18 protein-coding genes are annotated in these 19,883 nt (G+C 66.1%); 6 read left to right on the plus strand and 12 right to left on the minus strand.

Going from position 1 to position 19,883, the window contains the following annotated elements:
- Positions 1 to 93: 93 nt before the first annotated feature.
- From CFK21_RS12795 to CFK21_RS12810, 4 genes are all read left to right on the plus strand, one after another.
- On the plus strand, positions 94 to 1,659 hold the full coding sequence (locus tag CFK21_RS12795; protein WP_096367021.1) for a thymidine phosphorylase family protein: 1,566 nt from the start codon (positions 94 to 96) through the stop codon (positions 1,657 to 1,659).
- A 250-nt stretch (positions 1,660 to 1,909) separates the two neighbouring features.
- Complete coding sequence (locus CFK21_RS12800; RefSeq protein WP_096367619.1) at positions 1,910 to 2,803, plus strand: ribose-phosphate diphosphokinase; 894 nt, start codon at positions 1,910 to 1,912, stop codon at positions 2,801 to 2,803.
- A complete protein-coding gene (locus CFK21_RS12805; protein WP_096367022.1) occupies positions 2,803 to 3,453 on the plus strand; it encodes a DUF1614 domain-containing protein in 651 nt (216 codons plus the stop codon). The genes CFK21_RS12800 and CFK21_RS12805 overlap by 1 nt, the downstream gene beginning before the upstream one ends.
- Before the next feature lie 152 nt (positions 3,454 to 3,605).
- A complete protein-coding gene (locus tag CFK21_RS12810; protein WP_096367023.1) occupies positions 3,606 to 4,445 on the plus strand; it encodes an SDR family oxidoreductase in 840 nt (279 codons plus the stop codon).
- Between the two features lie 94 nt (positions 4,446 to 4,539).
- On the opposite strand, the gene CFK21_RS12815 is transcribed toward CFK21_RS12810, so the two are convergent.
- The 3 genes from CFK21_RS12815 to clpB all read right to left on the minus strand — a co-directional run bounded on the left by CFK21_RS12815 (position 4,540) and on the right by clpB (position 9,065).
- On the minus strand, positions 4,540 to 4,758 hold the full coding sequence (locus CFK21_RS12815) for a hypothetical protein (RefSeq protein WP_096367024.1): 219 nt from the start codon (positions 4,756 to 4,758) through the stop codon (positions 4,540 to 4,542).
- A 147-nt stretch (positions 4,759 to 4,905) separates the two neighbouring features.
- Positions 4,906 to 6,069, minus strand: a complete 1,164-nt coding sequence (locus tag CFK21_RS12820) for an alkaline phosphatase family protein (RefSeq protein ID WP_096367025.1) — start codon at positions 6,067 to 6,069, stop codon at positions 4,906 to 4,908.
- A 395-nt stretch (positions 6,070 to 6,464) separates the two neighbouring features.
- Positions 6,465 to 9,065 (minus strand): ATP-dependent chaperone ClpB, encoded by a 2,601-nt coding sequence (clpB, locus tag CFK21_RS12825; RefSeq protein ID WP_096367026.1) that lies wholly within the window; start codon positions 9,063 to 9,065, stop codon positions 6,465 to 6,467.
- A gap of 248 nt (positions 9,066 to 9,313) precedes the next feature.
- Between clpB and CFK21_RS12830 the strand changes: the two genes are divergently transcribed.
- Complete coding sequence (locus CFK21_RS12830; protein WP_157745682.1) at positions 9,314 to 9,907, plus strand: DUF502 domain-containing protein; 594 nt, start codon at positions 9,314 to 9,316, stop codon at positions 9,905 to 9,907.
- A 138-nt stretch (positions 9,908 to 10,045) separates the two neighbouring features.
- Here the strand turns inward: CFK21_RS12830 and def are convergent, their stop codons facing one another.
- The 5 genes from def to rluD all read right to left on the minus strand — a co-directional run bounded on the left by def (position 10,046) and on the right by rluD (position 14,082).
- Positions 10,046 to 10,555 (minus strand): peptide deformylase, encoded by a 510-nt coding sequence (gene def / locus CFK21_RS12835; protein ID WP_096367028.1) that lies wholly within the window; start codon positions 10,553 to 10,555, stop codon positions 10,046 to 10,048.
- A gap of 25 nt (positions 10,556 to 10,580) precedes the next feature.
- The gene (locus CFK21_RS12840) at positions 10,581 to 11,102 is read right to left on the minus strand and encodes a glycine cleavage system protein R (RefSeq protein ID WP_096367029.1); all 522 of its coding nucleotides are present in this window, start codon (positions 11,100 to 11,102) and stop codon (positions 10,581 to 10,583) included.
- Between the two features lie 204 nt (positions 11,103 to 11,306).
- Positions 11,307 to 12,101, minus strand: a complete 795-nt coding sequence (locus CFK21_RS12845; protein ID WP_096367030.1) for a ZIP family metal transporter — start codon at positions 12,099 to 12,101, stop codon at positions 11,307 to 11,309.
- A gap of 287 nt (positions 12,102 to 12,388) precedes the next feature.
- On the minus strand, positions 12,389 to 13,123 hold the full coding sequence (pgeF, locus tag CFK21_RS12850; RefSeq protein WP_096367031.1) for a peptidoglycan editing factor PgeF: 735 nt from the start codon (positions 13,121 to 13,123) through the stop codon (positions 12,389 to 12,391).
- Positions 13,120 to 14,082: a 23S rRNA pseudouridine(1911/1915/1917) synthase RluD gene (gene rluD, locus CFK21_RS12855; RefSeq protein ID WP_231971517.1), complete on the minus strand. Its 963-nt coding sequence runs from the start codon at positions 14,080 to 14,082 to the stop codon at positions 13,120 to 13,122. The genes pgeF and rluD overlap by 4 nt, the downstream gene beginning before the upstream one ends.
- A gap of 94 nt (positions 14,083 to 14,176) precedes the next feature.
- Here rluD and CFK21_RS12860 point away from each other — a divergent pair, with 94 nt between their 5' ends.
- Positions 14,177 to 14,929, plus strand: coding sequence for an outer membrane protein assembly factor BamD (locus CFK21_RS12860; protein WP_096367033.1), 753 nt, complete (start codon positions 14,177 to 14,179; stop codon positions 14,927 to 14,929).
- Positions 14,930 to 15,126: 197 nt separating this feature from the next.
- Here CFK21_RS12860 and CFK21_RS12865 read toward each other — a convergent pair whose 3' ends face one another.
- The 4 genes from CFK21_RS12865 to sucC all read right to left on the minus strand — a co-directional run bounded on the left by CFK21_RS12865 (position 15,127) and on the right by sucC (position 19,681).
- Positions 15,127 to 15,465 (minus strand): P-II family nitrogen regulator, encoded by a 339-nt coding sequence (locus CFK21_RS12865; protein ID WP_096367034.1) that lies wholly within the window; start codon positions 15,463 to 15,465, stop codon positions 15,127 to 15,129.
- A 284-nt stretch (positions 15,466 to 15,749) separates the two neighbouring features.
- On the minus strand, positions 15,750 to 17,402 hold the full coding sequence (locus CFK21_RS12870; protein ID WP_096367035.1) for an NAD+ synthase: 1,653 nt from the start codon (positions 17,400 to 17,402) through the stop codon (positions 15,750 to 15,752).
- 13 nt (positions 17,403 to 17,415) lie between these two features.
- Positions 17,416 to 18,285, minus strand: coding sequence for a succinate--CoA ligase subunit alpha (sucD, locus tag CFK21_RS12875; RefSeq protein ID WP_096367036.1), 870 nt, complete (start codon positions 18,283 to 18,285; stop codon positions 17,416 to 17,418).
- A gap of 211 nt (positions 18,286 to 18,496) precedes the next feature.
- Positions 18,497 to 19,681 (minus strand): ADP-forming succinate--CoA ligase subunit beta, encoded by a 1,185-nt coding sequence (gene sucC / locus CFK21_RS12880; RefSeq protein WP_096367037.1) that lies wholly within the window; start codon positions 19,679 to 19,681, stop codon positions 18,497 to 18,499.
- Positions 19,682 to 19,883 lie beyond the last annotated feature (202 nt).

Consider the following 19,883-nt stretch of genomic DNA (forward strand, 5'->3'; position numbering starts at 1 on the left):
TGAGCGCGGAAATGCGTGCCGTACGCGGGCGGCGCAGCACCCGAGCCGGGGCGGATCGGTTACAATGTGTGCCGGCGCAAGCGGGAAGGACGCATGAATAAACAGAAGGTTGAAGCCAGCCCGGTGCACAATGGCGAACTGGCCCTGAAACGGGTCGCCATCGACACCTACCGGGAGAACGTCGCCTATCTGCACCGCGACTGCCACGTCTACCGGGCCGAGGGTTTCCAGGCCCTGTCCAAGATCCAGATCCGCCATGGCGAGCACCGCATCCTGGCCGTGCTCAACGTGGTCGATGACGAGGCCATCGTCGATCCGGGCGAACTGGGGCTGTCGGAGCAGGCCTTCGCCCAGTTCGGCGCCGAGGCCGGCGCCCGGGTCAGCGCCGCCCATGCCGAGCCGCCGCGCTCGATGGAGGCCGTACGGCGCAAGATGAACGGCGAGATCCTGGGCGAAGCGGACTTCACCGCCATCGCCCGCGACATCAACGACCATCTCTACTCCAAGACCGAACTGGCCGCCTTCCTGGTCGCCTCCGGCCAGACCGGACTGGACCGCGACGAGATCCTGTATCTGACCCGCGCCATGTTCGAGACCGGCGAGCGGCTGAACTGGGAGGAGCCGCTGGTCGCCGACAAGCACTGCATCGGTGGCATTCCCGGCAACCGCACCTCGATGCTGGTCGTACCCATCATCGCCGCCCACGGCATGCTCATCCCCAAGACCTCCAGCCGCGCCATCACCTCGCCCTCGGGCACCGCCGACACCATGGAGGTGCTGGCCAACGTCGAGCTCTCGCCCGAGGCGCTGTACCACCTGGGCCACCAGCACCGCGGCTGCCTGGCCTGGGGCGGCACCGCGCACCTGGCGCCGGTCGATGACATCCTGATCTCGGTGGAACGCCCGCTGGGACTGGACTCGCAGGGCCTGATGGTGGCCTCCATCCTGTCCAAGAAACTGGCCGCCGGCTCCACCCACCTGCTGATCGACATCCCGGTCGGCCCCACCGCCAAGGTCCGGCACATGCGCCAGGCCCTGGCGCTGCGCAAGCTGTTCGAATTCGTCGGCGATCACCTGGGCATCCACCTGGAGGTGGTCATCACCGACGGCCGCCAGCCGGTCGGGCGCGGCATCGGCCCGGTGCTGGAGGTGCGCGACGTGCTTCAGGTGCTGGAGAACGATCCCGACGCCCCGGCCGATCTGCGTCAGAAGTCCCTGCACCTGGCCGGGCGCATCCTGGAATTCGATCCCGACGTGCGCGGCGGCTTCGGCTACGCCATTGCCCGCGACATCCTGGAATCGGGCCGGGCGCTGGAAAAGCTTCAGGCCATTATCGCCGCCCAGGGCGCCCGCGAGGCCGACCTGGAACCCGGACCGCTGAATTTCGAGATCAAGGCGCGGGAGGACGGCATCGTCACCGCCATCGACAACTACCGCCTGGGCCGCATCGCCCGCCTGGCCGGCGCGCCCATGGGCAAGGGTGCCGGCGTGGATCTGCTGGTCAAGGTCGGTGATCGGGTGCGCGCGGGCGAGCCGCTGTATCGCGTCCACGCCGAGGTCAAGGCCGATTTCGAGTTCGCCCGCCAGCTGTGCGAACGGGACTCGGGCTACAGCCTTGGCGATCATCCGCCGCCGGCCCAGATCGAGCCGTTCAATTGACTTCGGCCACGGAATACACGGAAAGCACGGACACTTCAATAATCAAGGAAACTGTGGTTATCCTTCTTCCCGTCATTCCCGCCAAGGCGGGAATCCAGATGTAGGTCGGGTTAGCGCAGCGTAACCCGACACAACCGCGGCCCAGTGTCGGGTTACGCCCTGTCGGGCTAACCCGACCTACGTTGCTGATCATTGGAGTGTCCGTGCTTTCCGTGTTTTCCGTGGCCAATGAAATTTCGCAATGGAGCTGATGTTGAGCACACCCCTGCTGCTGAGCTTCCCCGACAGCCAAACTCAGGCACAAGCACTGGCCGAAACGCTCGGCCTCGAACACGCGGCCATCGACCGCCACGTCTTTCCCGACGGCGAATCCCGGCTGCGGCTGCCGGCGGAACTGCCGCGGCGGCTGCTCCTCTACCGCAGCCTGCACTATCCGAATGACAAGCTGGTCGAGCTGCAGCTGGTCACCGCCGCCGCCCGCGCCACCGGCGTGCAGCACATCACCCTGGTCGCGCCCTACCTGTGCTACATGCGCCAGGACACGGCCTTCCAGCCCGGCGAGATCATCAGCCAGACCCACATCGGCCGCTGGCTGGCCGGCCAGATCGACGCCCTGATCACGGTCGATCCGCACCTGCACCGGGTGCATCATCTGGCCGACGCCGTACCGGTCGAACCCGCGCTGAGCCTGTCGGCCGCCGGTCTGCTGGGCGCCTACATCGCCGGCCGGTGCGAGAACCCGCTGCTGCTGGGACCGGACGAGGAATCCGCCCAGTGGCTGGACCAGGCCGCCCAGGCCGCCGGCGCCGAGGCGGCGCTGGCACACAAGCTGCGTCGCGGCGACCGGGAGGTCCGCATCACCCTGCCGGAGCGCGACTTCAGCGGCCGCGAGGTGGTGCTGATCGACGATATCGCCAGTACCGGCCACACCCTGGCCGAGACCGCTGCCGCAATACTGGCCCGCGGCGCGCGCTCGGTGGATGCCGCCCTCACCCATGCGCTGTTCGCCGGCGATGCCCTGGAGCGGCTGCGGGCCGCCGGCATCCACCGGGTCTGGAGCACTGACAGCATCCCGCACCCGAGCAACGTGATTCCGCTTGCACCGCTGCTGGCCACGGCCCTGCGCGAACGCCGGCTGGCCTGATGCCGCTGCACCTGCTGCCCTTTCTGTTCCTGCTCCTGCTGCTGCTGGCGGTGGTCCAGGTCGGCGCGCTCACGCTCGCCTTCGACAAACTGGGCCTGTCGCCTGCCGGCGGTTTCATCCTGCTCACCGCCTCCATCCTGGGCAGCCTGATCAATCTGCCCCTGGCGCGCATCGATACCGGCCGGGTGGAACCGCTGCCGCGCAGCTGGTGGGCGCACGGCTTTCTGCGTCACCCGCCGGCCTTCACCGGCACCACCCTGGTCGCAGTCAATGTGGGCGGCGGCCTGATCCCGGTCGCCTTCTCGCTCTATCTGCTGCTGACCCAGCCGGTCAGCCTCGGCGCTGCCCTGCTGGCCGTGGCCGCCGTCAGCCTGATCAGTTTCGCCTTCAGCCGGCCGGTGGCCGGACTGGGCATCGGCATGCCCATCTTCATCGCCCCGGTCACGGCTGCACTGGTCGCCCTGCTGATCGACCTGGAACAGGCCGCGCCGCTGGCCTACATCGGCGGCACCCTCGGGGTGCTGGTCGGCGCCGACCTGCTGCGGCTGGGGGATATTCGCCGGCTCGCCACTCCCATCGCCTCGATCGGCGGCGCCGGCACCTTTGACGGCATCTTCATTACCGGCATCATTGCAGTGTTGCTGACGTAATCTCACAACGATCGGGAAGAATTGACGACAGTACCGAAAAAGCCGTCATTCCCGCGAAGGCGGGAATCCAGTGACCACAGCGGTGTCTGGATCCCGGCTTTCGCCGGGATGACGGAAAACCGGATCGCGCCCCGACCGACACTGGATAACCTATGAAAGACAACAGCAACCGCCCCATCCTCATCACCGGCTGTTCCAGCGGCATCGGCGAACACTGCGCATCCGGGCTGCAGGCACGCGGCTACCGGGTGTTCGCGACAGCGCGCAAACCGGAAGATGCAGCACGCCTGGAGGCTCAGGGCCTGGAGGCGCTGCAGCTGGATCTGGACGACAGCACCTCCATCCGGGCAGCAGCAGAGGAGGTGCTGTCGCGCACGGACGGTCGTCTCTACGGCCTGTTCAACAATGCCGGCTACGGCCAGCCCGGCGCGGTCGAGGATCTGTCGCGGGAGGCACTGCGCCGGCAGTTCGAGACCAATGTCTTCGGCACCCTGGAACTGACCAATGCCCTGATTCCCGCCATGCGCCGCCACGGTGAAGGCCGCATCGTCCAGAACAGTTCGGTACTGGGGCTGGTCGCGCTACGCTGGCGCGGCGCCTACAACGCCAGCAAGTTTGCGCTGGAAGGCTTCTACGACACCCTGCGGCTGGAGCTGCAGGGCAGCGGCATCCACTGCGTACTGATCGAACCGGGCCCGATCCGCTCGAACTTCCGGGCCAACGCCCTGGCCCGCTTTCGCGAGCATATCGACAGCGAGCACAGCGCCCACCGGGCGGCCTATGCCGCCGTGCTGGAGCGCCTGACCCGGGCGGGGCCGGCGGCACCCTTCACCCTGGGCCCCGAAGCGGTGCTGGACAAGCTGGTCCTGGCTCTGGAACAGCCACGCCCGCGGCCGCGTTATTACGTGACCGTGCCGACATATCTGTTCGGGTATCTGAAACGGCTGCTGTCGACCCGGATGCTGGACCGGGTGCTGGCAAGGATTGAATGAATACGGAAATGCAGGATGGGGGCAGGCGCTGACGCTGCAACCCCTCAATCACTCGGGAAAAGATGGGTTGCGCTTCGCTCCACCCATCCTACGGTCAGGCCCTGACGTCGAGATTGCGACCGACCCGGGCCTCGGGATCCGGGGCCGGGCGCTCCGGGGCGACGGGTTCCGGTGCGGACTCGACCGGCTGTCGGGCACTCTGCGCCTGGAGTTCGCCGGCCTTGTTCAGCGTCTTCACGGCACTGGCCGTGTCGGGAGCCGCCGTGCGCATGACGGATTCGATCACGCTGCTGCCACTGCCATTGATATCCATTGCGATTACTCTGCGGTCTGCGGGTCTACCGAGTTTAACGGCCGGCCGGCCGCAGGCTTTAACGGCGGCTGGGATTGCTGCCGCAGGACTGTATAACACAATGATTTCATTGATAAGGACCGACCCGGATCAGGGCCGCTGTCCACATCACCCGCACGGCTGAACGATCAGCGGAACCTCCATCTCCTCCCGACTCGCACCGCTGTGCACACCGGCGAAGCTGAAAGGCCTTTCATCGCCCAGGGTATCCTTGATGACATAGTTGTCCTTCATCAGCAGCACATAATCGCCCAGGCGGCTGTCGAGCTCCGGATGCGACTCGCCCGGCCCCAGCCAGCCCTGCGCCACCAGATCGGCGGCCGGCAGCAGGGTGCAATACCCGGCCAGTTGGGTGGTGACATAGTCCTCGAAACGCTGCCGGGCACGCGGGCGCACATAACAACTGGCCGCACGCGGCTCACCGCACAACGGCAGGGTCAGGCAGTCGCGCAGTTCGGGATGCTGCTCCAGGCGCACATGACGATCCGCAGCCGTATCGATGTGGCCATGATCCGCGGTCAACAGCACCAGGCTATCGGTGCCGGCCAACTCCCGCGTCAACCCGACCCACCACTCATCAAGCGCCTCGAACAGCACCGCCGTCGCGGGACTGGCCACGCCCTCATGATGAATGCAGCTGTCGAGTTCCGGCCAGTAGATCCAGGTCAGGCTCGGTTCCGGCTGCAGGCGCAGCTGCTGCACCAGGCCTTCGCCCAGTCGTTCCAGCGAGGCATAGCCGGTGCGGACGGCCGGCGCGGTCAGGGTGGTACTGTAGGGGGAATTGACAATGGCCTCGGGCAGCCAGGCACGGCAGGTCCGCTCGACATCGGCCAGGAAGGGACGGGTGTCGATCACCTGCGGCACCGACAGTCCCAGCTTGCGCAGATCCACGCCGCCGGCCCGGGTTACGAAGGGCAGAATGGTCGCGACGACCCCGGCCTCGCGCAGCCACTGGAACCAGCCGGTCACAGCATGCTGACGCGGCGGCCGGCCGGTGAGCAGGCTGGTGATGGCGCTGGCGGTAGTGGTGGGAAACACCGAGGTCAGAATACGGCGCGAGGCCCGGGCCAGGCTGGAATCGGGGAACTGCCGCAGTACGTTCTCGCCCAGGCCATCGATGACGACCAGCAGGATGTGACGGGCCGCCGCCAGTTCCTTCAGGTCCAGCCCGGTCAGCGGCAGGCATGCATCCGACCCGCCCGTCCCCAGCGCGGCGCGCAGGCTCTGCATCAGGTTCACCAGGCTGCCGCCATGATAGTCCGGCTTGATCATACCGGCACCTTACGCCGGGGACAGCAACGGGTTCAAGACACCCCCCTCACTCCTCACTCAAGACAAAAAAAGCCCCGCGGGGGACACGGGGCACGCCTGACTTGGCGAGGTAATGTCACCAGTATCAGGTGGAGGAGTCTCACAGTTCCAACCATTTCCAGGTTCAAACTGTATAGATATTAGATAGACCCTGCGCTGATCTAAATCAAGTCCGGACAGGTAAATCTATTGAAACAATCCGACGCCGTAGGATGGGTGAAGCGCAGCGTAACCCATCGCTTCTCAGGCAATGATGGGTTCCGCTTTGCTTCACCCATCCTACGGCAATGACGCAAATGCGCGTCGGGTCCGCCGCCGCATAAGCAGTTTTCACCTATGCCGCACACATCCGGCCATCAGGCCGCCGAAGCGGCCTGCTTGTCGGTCTTGTGGAAGTCCAGTTCGCCGTCGCGCACATCGACCTCGATACGGGTCCCGGGACCGAACTCGCCGGCCAGGATATGCTGGGCCAGCGGGTTCTCCAGCTGATGCTGGATGGCGCGCTTGAGCGGCCGGGCGCCGTAGACCGGATCGAAACCGGCCTCGCCCAGCTTGTCCAGCGCGGCATCGCTGAGCGCAAGCTCCATGTCGCGGTCGGCCAGGCGCGCGCGCAGGTAATCGATCTGGATGTTGGCGATCTCGCGGATCTGCTCGCGCCCCAGCGGATGGAACACCACCACCTCGTCGACGCGGTTGATGAACTCGGGCCGGAAGTAGCCGCCCACGACCTCCATCACGGCGGACTTCATCCGGTCGTAGTTCTCCTCGCCGGACAGCTGCTGGATCTGCTCGGAGCCCAGGTTGGAGGTCATCACGATCACGGTGTTGCGGAAATCCACGGTCCGGCCCTGGCCGTCGGTCAGGCGCCCGTCGTCCAGCACCTGCAGCAGCACGTTGAACACGTCCGGATGCGCCTTCTCGACCTCGTCGAGCAGGATCACCGAGTAGGGCTTGCGGCGCACCGCCTCGGTCAGGTAGCCGCCCTCCTCGTAGCCGACATAGCCGGGCGGGGCGCCGATCAGGCGCGCGACCGAATGCTTCTCCATGAACTCGGACATGTCGATGCGCACCATGGCCTCTTCGGTGTCGAACAGAAAATTGGCCAGTGCCTTGGTCAACTCGGTCTTGCCGACACCGGTCGGACCCAGGAACAGGAACGAGCCGTTGGGCCGGTTGGGATCCGACAGGCCGGCGCGCGAGCGGCGGATGGCGTCGGAGACGGCCTTGACCGCCTCGTCCTGGCCCACCACGCGGTCGCGGATGGCTTCCTCCATACGCAGCAGCTTCTCGCGCTCGCCCTCCAGCATCTTGGACACCGGGATGCCGGTCCACTTGGAGACCACCTCGGCGATCTCCTCGTCGGTGACGCGGTTGCGCAGCAGTTTCATCTCCTGCATCTCGGCCTGAGTGGCCAGGTCCAGCTGCTTCTGCAGCTCCGGGATCCTGCCGTACTGCAGTTCGCCGGCGCGGGTGAGATCCCCGGCACGCTGGGCGGTCTCCAGTTCCTTGCGGGCGCGCTCCAGTTCCTCCTTGACATGATGGGTGCCCTGGACCGAGGCCTTCTCGGCCTTCCAGATCTCCTCCAGGTCGGAGAACTCGCGCTCCAGCCGAACCAACTCCTCCTCCAGCGTGGTCAGGCGCTTCCTGGACGCCTCGTCGCTTTCCTTCTTCAGCGCCTCGCGCTCGATCTTGAGCTGGATCATGCGCCGCTCCAGACGATCCATCTCCTCGGGTTTGGAGTCGATCTCCATGCGGATGCGCGAGGCGGCCTCGTCGACCAGGTCGATGGCCTTGTCGGGCAGCTGGCGATCGGTGATGTAGCGGTGCGACAGGGTGGCCGCGGCGACGATGGCCGGATCGGTGATCTCCACCCCGTGGTGGACCTCGTACTTCTCCTTCAGCCCGCGCAGGATGGCGATGGTGTCCTCTTCGCTGGGTTCATCGACCAGCACTTTCTGGAACCGACGTTCCAGGGCGGCGTCCTTTTCGATGTACTTGCGGTATTCATCCAGGGTGGTCGCACCCACGCAGTGCAGCTCGCCGCGAGCCAGCGCGGGCTTGAGCATATTGCCGGCGTCCATCGCGCCCTCGGCCTTGCCGGCGCCGACCATGGTGTGCAGCTCATCGATGAACAGGATGACCTGGCCTTCCTGCTTGGCCAGGTCGTTGAGCACGCCCTTGAGGCGTTCCTCGAACTCGCCGCGGAACTTGGCCCCGGCGATCAGCGCGCCCATGTCCAGGGACAGCAGGCGTTTGCCCTTGATGCCGTCCGGCACCTCGCCATTGACGATGCGCTGGGCCAGGCCCTCGACAATGGCGGTCTTGCCCACGCCGGGCTCGCCGATCAGCACCGGGTTGTTCTTGGTGCGGCGCTGCAGCACCTGGATGGTGCGGCGGATCTCGTCGTCGCGGCCGATGACCGGATCCAGCTTGCCCTGCTCGGCCCGCTCGGTCATGTCGATGGTGTATTTCTCCAGCGCCTGGCGCTGGTCCTCGGCATTCGGGTCGTCGACCCTGGCGCCACCGCGCATGTTGTCGACGGCCTGCTCGAGCAGTCCCTTACTGGCACCGGCCTTGCGCAGCAGTTCGCCGACCGCGCCCTTGTCCTCGACCGCGGCCAGCACGAACAGCTCGCTGGAGATGTACTGATCCTTGCGCTGCTGGGCCAGTTTGTCGGTGATATTGAGCAGCCGGCCCAGATCGTTGGAGATGTGCACCTCGCCGGCGCTGCCCTCGACCCGGGGCAGTTTCTCCAGTGCCTCGCCCAGCTGCGAGCGCAGCAGGTTGACATTGACGTCGGCCTGGGTCAGCAGGTGGCGGACCGAACCGCCCTCCTGGTCCAGCAGCGCGATCAGCACATGCACCGGTTCGATGAACTGGTGATCCTGGCCCACGGCCAGGCTCTGGGCGTCGGCCAGCGCCATCTGGAACTTGCTGGTCAGCTTGTCCATCCGCATGATTTTCGTCTCTCCACTCGCCTGATTTCTGATTACCCTACAGATGGGGCGGCAACGGGAACATTTCAAGCCATGCTGGCGGCTCCCGGCGGCCTGTTTTCTGTCAGATATAGCAGATAGCGGCGGAAACGCATTGATTCAACTCAGCAGAACGTGACCCCGGCGGCTGTCTCGCGGGCGGCGGGATGGGTATGATCGGCCCCACGGGCGGCTCGACCGGGCATCGCCGGCAAGCGGAGGAACGGCTTATGAATCAGATCGGCAAGGCATTCCTGCAGGGCCTGGCGACCGTGCTGCCGGTGACCCTGACCCTCTACCTGGCCTGGCTGCTCGCCATGGGCGCGGAACGCATCATGGGGCGGGCAGTACGGCTGCTGCTGCCGGAGGGCTGGTACTGGCCGGGCACCGGACTGGTGCTGGCCCTGATCGTCATCACGATCATCGGCCTGGTGGTGCGGCTGCCGCTGATGAAGCTGCTGCTGCGGCTCAACGACGCCGTGTTCCGCCGAATTCCCATCATCAAGACGCTCTACTCCACCATCAGCGACTTCACCGATTTCGTTGCCCATATGCAGGACCGTCAGGACACCGGGCGACCGGTGAAGGTCAGGCTCTGGGATGATACCGAAGTGATCGGCCTGGTCACGGACCCGGATCCGAAGCTGGCAAACAACGCGGAGGGCGGCGACAGCCAGCGGGTGCTGGTCTACCTGCCCATGAGCTACCAGCTCGGTGGCTACACGCTGCTGATCAACCGCGACCGGCTGGAGCCGGTGGACATGCCGATGGAGGATGCGCTGCGGTTCGTCATCACCGCGGGGGTGAAGGGTGGGGAGAAATGAAGTTCAAGAGCGCCACGGAATACACGGAAAACACGGAAAACACGGACATGAGAATATCAATATGTTGCCCCGACGCTGCGCGCCGGGCAACAGGCCGGCATTGTCTACACGCAATTTTCCGTGTATTCCGTGGCGCTCTCAGGATTTTTTGTACACCTTGCGCCGGAACAGGTCGTTGCGCCGGCTGACCAGCCGGTCGAGGAACAGCAGCCCGTCCAGGTGGTCCATCTCGTGCTGCACGGCGCGTGCCTCGAACCCCTCCATGTCGAAGGTCAGCGGATTGCCGTCGGGATCGCACGCCTCCAGGTGGACGCGTTCGGCCCGGATCACGTTGCCGGTGTAGTCCGGCACCGACAGGCAGCCTTCCCGCCCCAGGGCATAGCCCTCCCACTCGGTGATTTCGGGATTGACCAGCACCAGGTAGCCGTGATTCGGCACCGGCTTTTTCATCTGCGACACATCCACGATCACCACCCGGATGAACTGTCCCACCTGCGGCGCGGCGATGCCCACCGCCCCGGGACCGGTGCGGCGGGTCTGTTCCAGATCGGCGATGAAGTCACGCAGCGACTGATCGAACGCGGCCACCGGTTCGGAGACCTGCTTCAGGCGCTCGTCGGGATAGGTCAGGATGTCAAAAACAGCCATGCTTGGGTTCCGGGTAAACGCTGCCTCACCCGATCAGCGTCTCGATCGGCTCGATGTCCACGTCCATGCCCTCGCGATGCACGATCTCCAGCGCCGAGCGCAGCGCCTCGATGCCCTCGCGGGCCCGACCCTCGATGGTCATGACATAGAGCGGTTCGGTCTCGCTGCCGCCGACGTCGGACTGCAGATCGGTGATATCCAGGCCCGCCTCGGCCAGGGCCGAAGTGACCTGGGCAACGATCCCGGCGCGGTCGGCGCCGTAGACGGTCACCCGCACATCCGGAATATGGTGCCGATGCAGACCGCCCTCGATCCGGTCCACATGCAGACGCAGACCGAGTGATTCGGCCTCGTTGTCCAGCAGCGACTGCAGCTGCTTCACACTGCCGCCGAACCTCACCATCAGCATGATGGTGAAGTTGCCGCCCAGGCGCATCATCGAGGCCTCGCCGAGGTTGGCCCCGCCCTCGAACAGGGCCGAGGCCACCTTGGCCACGATCCCGGCCCGGTCCGCGCCGACCAACGTCACCATGAACCATCCGCTCATAAGTTTCTCCGTAAAAAATGGCCACGGAAAGCACGGAAAATATGAAGTCAATGATGCGTAGGTCGGATCAGCCCGCAGGGCATAACCCGACACACGAACCGCGGACTGCGTCGGGTTACGCTTCGCTAACCCGACCTACAGATGCTGCAGCAAGCAACCAGCAATTGTCCGTGTTTTCCGTGTATTCCGTGGCGCTCTTTCTCCTCAATGCAACGTCGCGTGGGCGGCGTAGATGACCAGCACGCCGGCGGCGATCAGGACCACCTGCTGGGCGGTGGCGGCAGCGTGCACCCGCTTGTGCAGGCCCGGGATCAGGTCGGCCACGGCGACATAGATGAAGCTGGAGGCGGCAATGGCCAGCACAAAGGGCAGTGCGGCCTCGGCCTGCTTGAGGCTGACATAGGCGATCACGCCGCCGACCAGGGTCGCCAGGCTGGAAATGATATTGAAGACGAAGGCCCGCAGGCGGCTGTAGCCGTTGTTGAGCAGGATGGCGAAATCACCCACCTCCTGCGGGATCTCGTGGGCGGCCACCGCCAGGCTGGTCACGATTCCCAGATGAATATCGGTCAGGAAGGCCGCGCCGATCAACACGCCATCGACCAGGTTGTGCACGGCATCGCCGACCAGTATCAGGGTGCCGGCGGCCGGGCTGTGGCCGTGGTCGTGCGCCTCGGGCTCGTCGACGGCATGGACCTCGCAGTGGGCCTCGTGGCAGTGGCGCCACAGCACCAGTTTCTCCAGCAGGAAAAAGCCCAGTACGCCCAGCAGCACAGTGCCGGAGATGATGTGGTAATCGTCGATCCCGGGCGAGGCCAGGGCATGCGGCAGCAGGGCCAGGAAGGCCGCGCCCAGCAGGGCGCCGATGGCGAAGCTGACCAGGTGCGGCAGCAGGGCCGTTCTGACCCGCTCGGGGAACAGCAGGTAGGCGCCGGCGGCAATCACGCTCAGCGCGCCGCCCAGCAGGCAGAACAGCAGGATCCAACTCAGTAACGGCATGGCATCGACATTATTCTACGGCGAAACCGGGATCATACCGCAGCGGGCGTGCGGAGTAATCCCGGGGTGGCGGCGTGAACGCAGAGGACGCGGAGGCGCAGAGACGCAGAGGAACTATGATCCATTTCCATTTCGTCATCCCGGCGAAGGCCGGGATCCAGAGGGTTAAGACATACAGATACCGGCCTTCGCCGGCATGACGGAGAAATCAGGGCCTTCATGAATATAAAAAATCTCTGCGTCTCCGCGCCTCTGCATCCTCAGCGTTATTGTCACCGCTGCCCGGCTCATCCACCCAGCCAGATCAGGCTGGCCATGCGCCCGGTGGCACCGTCGCGGCGGTAGGAATAGAAGTGTTCCGGTTCGCTCCAGGTGCAGCGACCGCCGCCGTAGATAGCCGTCACGCCGCGCGCCTCCAGGCGCTGACGTGCCAGCGCATAGAGATCGGCATACAGTTCACCATCCCGGTGCTGAAACGCCTGCGCGGCATGGGGATCCTGGCTGACGAAGGCCTCCCGCACCTCTTCACCCACGGCGAAGGCCGCCGGACCGATGGCCGGCCCCAGCCAGGCCAGCACCGATCCGCCCGGCACATCCAGGCGCTCCAGCCCGGCCTCGATCACTCCGGCGGCGAGGCCGCGCCAGCCGGCATGGACCGCCCCGACCCGGTCAGCGTCGCGCGAGCACAGCAGCAACGGCAGACAGTCGGCCGTCATCACCACACAGACCCGCCCCGGCCCGGCCACGGCCCCGTCGGCCGGACCGGGTGCGGCACTGTCCAGGTCGAGGATGCCGGTACCGTGTACCTGTTCCAGCCAGGCCGGCTCCGTCGGAAGTGAGAGGGCTTCGCGCAGGCGGGCGCGATTGGCGGCAACCGCCGCCGGATCGTCCCCGACATGCCCGGCCAGGTTCAGACTGGCATAGGGCCCGGTGCTCACACCGCCGGCACGGGTGGTGCTCACTGCCTGCACGCCGGCCGGGGCCGGCCAGTCGGGGACGATCCAGTCATGACCGCGCGTCATGAGGCCTCCCGGTCCGCGTCCAGCACCTCGATCAGACGCTGCATGTCCCCGGGCATGGGCGCCTGCCAGGCGCAGGCCTCACCGGTTGCCGGGTGCACCAGGGCCAGGCGTTCGGCGTGCAGGGCCTGGCGGCGAAAGCCCTGCAGCGCGGCGCGCGCCGCCTCACCGGCACCGGCCGGCAGTTTCATCCGCCCGCCATAGACCGGATCACCGACGATGGGGTGGCGGAGATGCGCCATATGCACCCGGATCTGATGGGTGCGCCCGGTCTCCAGCCGCACCCGCAGCAGGGTGTGACCGCGGAAACGCCGCTCGACCCGGTAGTGGGTCACGGCCGGCTTGCCGCCGTTGCGGCGCACCGCCATGCGCTTGCGGTCCACCGGGTGGCGGCCGATGTTGGCCTCCACCGTGCCGCCGGCCGTCAGCACGCCCTGCACCAGGGCCAGGTATTCGCGGGTCACGCTGCGCGCCTGCAACTGCGCGACCAGGGCGTGATGGGCCGGCAGGGTACGGGCGACCACCATCAGGCCGCTGGTGTCCTTGTCCAGCCGGTGCACGATACCGGCCCGCGGCAGGTGCGCCAGCGCCGGGTCATGGTGCAGCAGGGCATTCTGCAGGGTACGGTCGGGATTACCGGCGGCCGGGTGCACCACCAGGCCGGGCGGCTTGTTGATCACCAGCAGGGCCGCATCCTCGTGCACGATCTCCAGCGGGATGGCCTGGGCCTCGACCGGCCCGACCCGGGGCAGCTCGGCAGCGATCTCGACCCGCTCGCCGCCCGCCAGACGCTGGCGCGGCAGCGCGCATACGGCTCCGTCCAGCCGCACCTCGCCGGCACGGATCCACTGCTGGATGCGGCTGCGCGAGTAGTCAGCGAAGACCTCGCTCAGGATCTGGTCCAGGCGCTTGCCGGCCGCCTCCGGCGGCAGGATCGCCTGCAGTTGTATGCGTTCGTTCACCGCTGCTTCCATTTCCCGCCCACGGGCGACGAGGCGATACCGATTCAGTTATACTGCCGGTTCGTCACCCAGCAGGCCAGCGAGTCCGACATCCATGCTGCGAAAAATCCTCTGCCTCCTCGTCCTGATCAGCCTGACGGCCGGCTGCGGCCTGCTGCCCGACAAGATCGACAAGACCCGGGACTGGTCGGCGCAGAAGCTCTACACCGAGGCCCGGGACTCGCTGCAGAGCAAGAATTACGAGCAGGCCATCGACCTGTACGAGAAGCTCGAGGCCCGCTACCCCTTCGGCCGCTACGCCCAGCAGGCGCTGCTGGAGTCGGCCTACGCCTATTACAAGTATGACGAGCCGGACTCGGCCATCGCCACCCTGGACCGCTTCATCAAGACCTACCCACGCCATCCGCACCTGGATTATGCCTACTATCTGAAGGGACTGGCGAACTTCAACCGCGGCCGCAACATCATCGACCGGATACTGCCGCAGGACGAATCCGAACGCGACCCGGGCGCGGCGCGGGATTCCTTCTTCGACTTCCAGGAACTGGTCCGGCGCTTCCCCGACAGCCGCTACGCCGAGGATGCCACCCTGCGCATGCGTCACCTGCGCAACAACCTGGCCCAGCACGAAGTGAATGTGGCCGATTACTACATGCGCCGGGGGGCCTATGTCGCCGCGGTCAACCGCGCCGAACGGGTGATCAGGAATTTCCAGAACACCCCGGCAATCCCCGGGGCGCTGGAGATCATGGTACGGGGCTATCGCAAGCTGGGGCTGGACGAACTGGCCGCGGACACCCTGCGCATCTATCGCCTGAACTATCCGGAGCGGGCGGCGGAGCTGTAAAGAGCAAGAGCGCCACGGAATACACGGAAGGCACGGAAGATTTCATGTTGCCCGTTTCGGGACATGTAGGTCGGGTTAGCGCAGCGTAACCCGACAGGCCTGGCAGCTACGTCGGGTTACGCCCTTCGGGCTAACCCGACCTACGGATGCATCCTGATCACTTTGTCCGTGTATTCCGTGGCGCTCTTGAACTTCCTTCAGATCGCTTCCTGATCCTCTTCCCCGGTGCGGATGCGCACGACTTTTTCGACCTCGGTGACGAAGATCTTGCCGTCGCCGATCTTGCCGGTGCGCGCGGCGTTGGTCACCGCCTCGATGCAGCGCTCGACCTGGTCCTCGTTGACCACGATCTCGAGCTTCACCTTGGGCAGGAAGTCGACTACATACTCCGCCCCCCGGTACAACTCCGTGTGTCCCTTCTGGCGCCCGAAGCCCTTGACCTCGATGGCGGTCATGCCGGCGATACCGATCTCCGACAGGGCCTCGCGCACGTCGTCGAGCTTGAACGGCTTGATGATGGCTTCGACTTTTTTCATTACTCATCTCCGGCGGATGCGGGAATCCGGGCACGATACCGCAAAGCGGGTTGCGGGAAAAGCGCCCGGCATACAATCAAGAGCGCCACGGAATACACGGAAGGCACGGAAAGCACGGACAAATAAAAAAATCATCCACGTCATTGCGAGCGCAGCGTGGCAATCTCGTAATGAAGCACCAGTCGGCAAGAGATTGCCACGGCGCTGTGCGCCTCGCAATGACGGAGCCAATTTTTATTTTTGTGGGATTTTCCGTGCCTTCCGTGTATTCCGTGGCGCTCTTGTCACACATCCTGCTTGTCCTGCAGCTGGGTAGCGAGATAGCCCGAGGTGATGGGATAGCGTCGGTCGCGGCCGAAGGCGCGCCCGGTGATGCGCACCCCGGGCGGGGCCTGGCGGCGCTTGTACTCGTTCTTGTCCACCAGCCACACCACCCGGCGCACTATTGCCTCGTCGTAGCCCTCGGCGACGATGTCGCCGATGCCCTGGTCGCGCTCGACATAGCGCTCCAGGATGGCATCCAGCACCGGGTAGGGCGGCAGGCTGTCCTGGTCCTGCTGGTCGGGGGCCAGCTCGGCCGAGGGCGGGCGCACCAGGACCCGGTGCGGAATGATCTCGCGTTCGCGGTTGATGTATTCGGCCAGTTCATAGACCCGGGTCTTGGGCACGTCCTTGATCGGGGCGAAGCCGCCGGCCATGTCGCCATAGAGGGTGGAATAGCCCACCGCCACCTCGCTCTTGTTGCCGGTGGACAGCAGGATCTTCCCGAACTTGTTGGAGATAGCCATCAGGATGATGCCGCGGCAGCGGGCCTGGATGTTCTCCTCGGTCACGTCCGGTTCGCGTCCGGCGAACTCCTTTTCCAGCACCCCGAGGAAGGCGGCAAAGGGCTGCTCGATGGGGATGGTGCGATGGGTCACACCCAGGGTATCGGCCTCGGCGCGGGCGTCCTCGATGCTCATGTCGGCGGTAAAGCGCGAGGGCATCAGCACCGCCTCGACCTGATCCGGGCCGAGCGCATCCACCGCCACGGCCAGGGTCACGGCCGAGTCGATGCCGCCCGACAGGCCCAGCACCGCGCCGCGGAAGCTGTTCTTGTGCGCATAGTCGCGCACGCCCAGCACCAGGGTCCTGTAGACGCTCTCGATCACCGAGGGCAGCGGCGTGACCTCGCCCGGCACCGGCCGCCAGCCCTCGCCCCCGTCGCGCAACTCGACCGGATACAGCCCGGCCGTGCAGGCCGGCGCGCGCTGGGTGATGGTGCCGGCCCCGTCCATGACGAAGGACTCGCCGTCGAACACCAGTTCGTCCTGGCCGCCGACCAGGTTGGCGTAGACCACCGGCAGACCGGTTTCCCTGACCCGGTCGCGCACCACCGCCTCGCGCTCGGCGCTCTTGCCGACATGGAAGGGGGAGGCATTGATGTTGACGATCAGATCCGCGCCCTGCTCCCGGAGTCGGGCGCAGGGGCCGGGGTTCCAGATGTCCTCGCAGATGGTCACGCCCAGCTTCGCGCCATTGATCCCGACCACGCAGCCGCCCTCGCCCGGGGCGAAGTAGCGCACCTCGTCGAAGACCAGATAGTTGGGCAGGTGCTGCTTGAAGCAGGTGGCCAGGATGCGCCCGTCACGGATGACCGAAGCCGCGTTGTGCAGCCCGGCCGGGCTCTGCTGGGGATGGCCGACGATGACATGGATGCCTTCGACCCGCTTCTTTATATACTCCAGCGCCTCCAGCACATGGATGTGCAGCCCCGGGCGCAGCAGCAGATCTTCGGGCGGATAGCCGGTCAGGGCCAGTTCCGGGAACAGCACCGCATCGGCCTGGAACTCGTCGCGGGCACGCAGGGCGGCGGCGACCACCTCGCGCGCATTGCCGTGGACGTCCCCGACCAGGAAGTCCATCTGGGCCATCACCAGACGCAGGCTGCGGCTCATGGATTGCGTCCCGCTAACCGAGCAGACCGGCCATGGCCTGGCCCATCTGCGCCGGGGAGCGCACCACGGTGACGCCGGCGCCCTCGAGCGCAGCGATCTTGGCCTCGGCCGTGCCGCTGCCGCCGCTGATGATGGCCCCGGCGTGGCCCATGCGCTTGCCTTTCGGCGCGGTCACACCGGCGATGTAGGCCACCACCGGCTTGCTCACCTGCGCCTGGATGAACTCGGCGGCCTGCTCCTCGGCGCTGCCGCCGATCTCACCGACCAGGATGATGCCGCGGGTATCGGGGTCGGCCTCGAAACGCTGCAGGCAGTCGATGAACTCCAGCCCGTGGACGGGATCGCCGCCGATGCCCACACAGGTGGTCTGGCCCAGCCCGGCCAGGGTGGTCTGGTAGACGGCCTCGTAGGTGAGCGTGCCGGAGCGGGAGACGATGCCGATGCCGCCCGGCTTATGGATGAAGCCGGGCATGATGCCGATCTTGCAGGCGCCGGGCGTGATCACGCCGGGGCAGTTCGGACCGATCAGATCCACCCCGCTACCACGCAGGGCGGCCTTCACCTTCAGCATGTCCTGCACCGGGATGCCTTCGGTGATGCAGACGATCACGCGGATGCCGGCGTCGGCCGCCTCCAGGATGGCATCGGCGGCGAAGGCCGGCGGCACATAGATCATGCTGGCGTCGGCACCGGTCTCGGCCACGGCCTGGCTGACGGTGTCGAACACCGGCCGGTCCAGGTGGGTCTGGCCGCCCTTGCCGGGGGTGACGCCGCCGACCAGGTTTGTTCCATAAGCGATGGCCTGTTCGGAGTGAAAGGTCCCCTGCCTGCCGGTGAAGCCCTGGCAGATGACCCGGGTGTCCTTGTCTACAAGAATGCTCATGCGCAACCTTCGATTATCATGTCCATCGTCATTGCGAGGCGCATAGCGCCGCGGCACTCTCCAACCTGGTACTTCAGCATTACGAGATTGCCGCGCTTCGTTTATGCCCTCTGGGTACTCGCAATGACAGGAATTAAGGAAGCCCGTAGGTCGGATTAGCCCGAAGGGCGTAATCCGACACCTTGGCCGCACATCGTCGGGTTACGCTGCGCTAACCCGACCTACTCGCTTCCCCCCGTGCGGCAGCCGCAACGACCTTGTCGGCCGCATCGGTCAGGTGTTCTGCTGTCGTGATATTGAACCCGGACTCGGCCAGCAACTCGCGGCCGCGCTCGACATTGGTGCCCTCCAGCCGCACCACCACCGGCAGCTGCACATGGACTTCGCGCACCGCCTGAATGATCCCTTCGGCGATGAGATCGCAGCGCACGATGCCGCCGAAGATGTTGACCAGGATGGCCTCGACCTTGGGGTCGGAGAGGATCAGCTTGAACGCCTCCGCCACCCGCTCGGCTGTGGCACCGCCGCCCACATCCAGGAAATTCGCCGGCTCGCCGCCGTGCAGCTTGATCAGGTCCATGGTGGCCATGGCCAGGCCGGCGCCATTGACCATGCAGGCGATGTTGCCGTCCAGCGTGATGTAGTTGAGGTCGTACTCGCGAGCACGCCGCTCCTTCTCGTCTTCCTGAGTGGGGTCATACATCTCGCCCAGCGCCGTCTGCCGGTAGAGGGCGTTGTCGTCGATGTTGATCTTGGCATCCAGCGCGACCAGTTCGCCGGCCTCGGTGACGATCAGCGGATTGATCTCCACCAGGCTGAGGTCGCGGTCCTGGAACAGCCGCGCCAGGCCCAGCAGGATCCGGGTGAAGGCGCCGATCTGTTTGCCCTCCAGCCCCAGCGCAAAGGCCAGCTTGCGGCACTGGTAGGGCTGCAGGCCGGCGGCCGGATCGGCGTGCTCGGTCAGGATGGCGGCGGGGTCGGTGGCGGCGACCTGCTCGATGTCCATGCCGCCGCTGGCCGAGGCCATGACCACCAAACGCTCGGCGGCCCGATCGACCAGGGCACCGACATAGAGTTCGCGCGCCACCGCGCTGGGCTGCTCGACCAGCAGGGTCTCGATGGGCAGTCCCCCGGGGCCGGTCTGGTGGGTGGCCAGCCGACTGCCGAGCAGGGAATCCGCGGCCTCGCCCACCGCCGCCGGGCTGTCGACGATGTGAATCCCGCCGGCCTTGCCGCGGCCGCCGGCATGCACCTGGGCCTTGACCACCCAGCGGCTGCCGCCGAGCTTGTCCGCGGCCTGGGCGGCCTCGTCGGCGCTGCGCACGATCAACCCCGGCGGCACCGGGATGCCGTATTCGGCGAACAGCTGCTTGGCCTGGTATTCGTGCAGATTCATCGCGAGGCGTCCTGACTGTTATTGTGGCGGCTATTCTGGAACATTCCGGCTTCGGGCGCAAAAGCGACGTCTGCTGGTATACCCTGTCGCCCCCTGCTCAATCCTCCCCCGTCAAGGGGGAGGAAGACAGCTTCCCCTCCCCCTCGTGGGAGAGGATTGAGGGGAAGGGGCGTTTCTGCGCACCACCCACGCTTGCCTGCAA

Origin of the sequence: Thiohalobacter thiocyanaticus (assembly GCF_002356355.1) — a bacterium.
Lineage (GTDB): Bacteria > Pseudomonadota > Gammaproteobacteria > Thiohalobacterales > Thiohalobacteraceae > Thiohalobacter > Thiohalobacter thiocyanaticus_A.